4 protein-coding genes are annotated in these 2,974 nt (G+C 38.6%); 2 read left to right on the forward strand and 2 right to left on the reverse strand.

The genetic code is table 11. The features are described from left to right. Positions 1-182: 182 nt before the first annotated feature. Positions 183-875, forward strand: coding sequence for a PEP-CTERM sorting domain-containing protein (locus IM319_RS14685; RefSeq protein ID WP_287736037.1), 693 nt, complete (start codon positions 183-185; stop codon positions 873-875). Between the two features lie 90 nt (positions 876-965). Here IM319_RS14685 and IM319_RS14690 read toward each other — a convergent pair whose 3' ends face one another. Together IM319_RS14690 and IM319_RS14695 are read right to left on the reverse strand one after the other, a co-directional pair. Next, on the reverse strand, positions 966-1,466 hold the full coding sequence (locus IM319_RS14690; RefSeq protein WP_158200938.1) for a DUF3368 domain-containing protein: 501 nt from the start codon (positions 1,464-1,466) through the stop codon (positions 966-968). Then, positions 1,463-1,708, reverse strand: coding sequence for a UPF0175 family protein (locus tag IM319_RS14695; protein WP_158200937.1), 246 nt, complete (start codon positions 1,706-1,708; stop codon positions 1,463-1,465). The genes IM319_RS14690 and IM319_RS14695 overlap by 4 nt, the downstream gene beginning before the upstream one ends. Before the next feature lie 524 nt (positions 1,709-2,232). On the opposite strand from IM319_RS14695, the gene IM319_RS14700 reads away from it, so the two are divergent. Then, on the forward strand, positions 2,233-2,853 hold the full coding sequence (locus IM319_RS14700) for a hypothetical protein (RefSeq protein WP_287736038.1): 621 nt from the start codon (positions 2,233-2,235) through the stop codon (positions 2,851-2,853). The last annotated feature ends 121 nt before the right edge of the window (positions 2,854-2,974 follow it).

The raw sequence follows: 2,974 nt of genomic DNA on the forward strand, positions 1-2,974 counted from the left end.
ACGAGTAAAACTTTCTAGGAAATAAGGTTGAACATGAGATTTTTTCGACTTGTTCAAAGTGGCCGGAGGGCATTCGGACACTCAAAATGGACGGGTCGGAAGGCATAAGACTACCGCTAAAGTAGCAGTATCCTTCCTGTGAAGCGTCAACCCCGTTGACGCGACCACCCTAAAAAAGTGGCGTGGTGAGGAATCGCCGTCCGTTTTACGGCGGCGAGGATGTCAATTCTCTTGAATTTACCTCATCTTCTGCATCGGCTGCAATCTTTAACGATAAAACCACATTTGAGGCGGCGGCATCGATTGCTGGTAATTTAGCACTTGAGACATTTGATAGCTTTACTGGTCCAATATTGCAATTATCTTCATTGGGTATCACCTTTAATCCGATGAATGCTGGTATTCAGCCTCATTCTATCTTGGCTAATTGTCCCGGACCTACTTTTAGTTCTCCCAATGCTCTTGTTAATAATAACGCTTGTAGTTTTCCTGGAAGGGGCAGTATAGTATTCCAGCCAATGAATCCCTCCAATGGTATTGTTGGAGTTGGCTTTTTTAATACTGGTGGCGATGATACGCTACAATTATCTGCTTTTGATGCTTCCAACAATCTAATTGAGCAAGCTACAGTTTCAGGTAGCAATCTTAACCCAAACTCGTTTAAGTTTTTAGGAATTGTCACATCTATTCCTGCATCTCGTATCGAAATATCTCCCGTTGGTGGTAATGGACTTTTTTCAATTGATAATTTACAAGTGGCAACTAAATCGATCCAGTCTGTTCCCGAACCTTCTATAATTCTAGGATTAGTAACACTAGGATTAGGTGCATTGTTTTCTAAAAAGCATAAACAAGACGACAATAACGATGATTAATTGATGTTTGGAGGGGACGTGAGCGATAGCATTTACGTCTCTTTTTACTAATTTTGTTGTAATTGCAGTTTCTAACGACACAAAAGCAAATCATAAAACGCTCTTTTCCTCTTGTGCTGATTGTAAAACATCTAAGTATAATGCTCGATTAATCCGAAAGCCAGCTTGAGATATTAAATCATCCATTAACGGCTTAATTGCTGTAATTAATCCTCGACGTTTTGCTATTAGTAAAATTCCTAAAACGCCAATTACATTCAGTCCTAAACTCAGTGCTTTTTTTCTGCCTGGATTTTCATCCATAATTACCCTATCAGCACCCAAAGCAATTGCCAAGGCGATTGTTTCTGATTCTCCTCGATGTAATTCATGATTTAATTGTTCAAATAATGAACGATTTTCTAACGTCCTTTTTTCAATCCAAGATAAAGTTGTAACTTCTATTGTTCCGGGGACAGCATAACCTACATGGGTCATTTCTTCATAAACGGCTGATGGAATGATAATTGTTCCATAAATATCATGTAGCAAATTGACATAACCGATAGCAGACAAACTGGTAATAGGAGAAGTATTACTAACAACGATCACAAATCCCCCAATCGATTTAAAGTTTGTAACTCTAATTGAAAATCTGCAACATCGTAATTAACACAAATATCTCTTTTGGCTAATTCTTGACGAAATTCGATTAAAGATAAACCCGCAAAATCAGCAGCTTTAGCACTGCTAATGTGATAATCTTTAAACATAATAATAGCTAGGTCAAGCTTCAGTAAATTTTCTGTTTTACCAGTAGCTTGTATCATCTCGTTAGAAATAACAATACTCATGATAAGTCGATTGAATTGAGTGGGCAAATATGTCAATATTAATTATTATATTATAGCCAGACAATCCATAATAGCGGCCAAATTCCCATGGCTGACCCCGATGATAAGGCTGTAGTCATCTCCCTACCTTAACTGATGACAAAATAACTTGATTCTCCGAATAACTTGAGAAAAGTTGCTCAAAATATAGCCTCAGCAACATAAATCGGCTTATCCCTAGGTAAATCCTTGCAGGAGTGGCATTGTACCAGATATTTTCTCTCTGCTCGATTTATTTAATAAGCTCTGCTGATGAATAAAAAAAAAAAATAAACAGAGCTTAGGATTATTCGCCTCTACAATCTAAGCATCATCCCTAACCAGTGCTAAATTTTCTGACATCTCAGCTTGATTAATGGTTTTGCTGTCTTTAGAGACAGTTTTCTCCACTATTCGCTTACTTATCAACTTTATCTAACTCGAACTAAGTTTCGGGTCGATATTCCCTATCAACTCTCTACCGTCTTTTTCACACGAGGTATATCATGGCTATTCTTTACGTTAAATCCAGTTCAACAGGTAATGGTTCCGCTTGGAACAATGCTTATGGCAGTTTAGCCAGCGCGCTAACTGCAAAACTGTGTGAGAAAATTAATAACGTTTTAGGCTTGATTTCTGGATTTACCCTTGCAACTGCTGGAATGCTTCTTGTTAATTCTAATCCTGCTTCAGCTTCACAGTTATGGAATTGGTATTTTGATGGAGGGAGTGAGAGAGAGGGTTATGCGAGCGGCTCTGGAACTTTTACAACGGATGATATGAATACTAACGGCTTTTATGTTATTACTGGGATAACTGGACGTTCCATGGGACGCAATATAACCGCTCTTGCTTCCTTTGGGGAAAATAAACTTCGTTCTTCACATCCTCAAACTTTAAGTTTTAGCTTCTTTACTGGATGTTACACTGGAGATTGCATACACTTGATCTACTATGTAGATGACAATTATCCAGTTGCCTTTAGAAACTATGCAATCTACGACGGAAACCCACATTATCAAGCAACGAGAGTAGGTTTTTTTGCTATTAACGTCTCCCCTCCCCCACCTCCACCACCCCCGATTTCCGTTCCCGAACCTAGTAACCTTATCGAAAATTTGGGTTAAAACCCCGTCGTTTTACGACGGCTTTTCTTGATCTTTAATAGAGCATCTGAGAACTTCCAGGGTTGCACCTCTCAGTTATCAGTTATCAGTTATCAGTTATCAGTGGGTAAGTCATCAGTTA

Origin of the sequence: Microcystis sp. M113S1 (assembly GCF_020246945.1) — a bacterium.
Lineage (GTDB): Bacteria > Cyanobacteriota > Cyanobacteriia > Cyanobacteriales > Microcystaceae > Microcystis.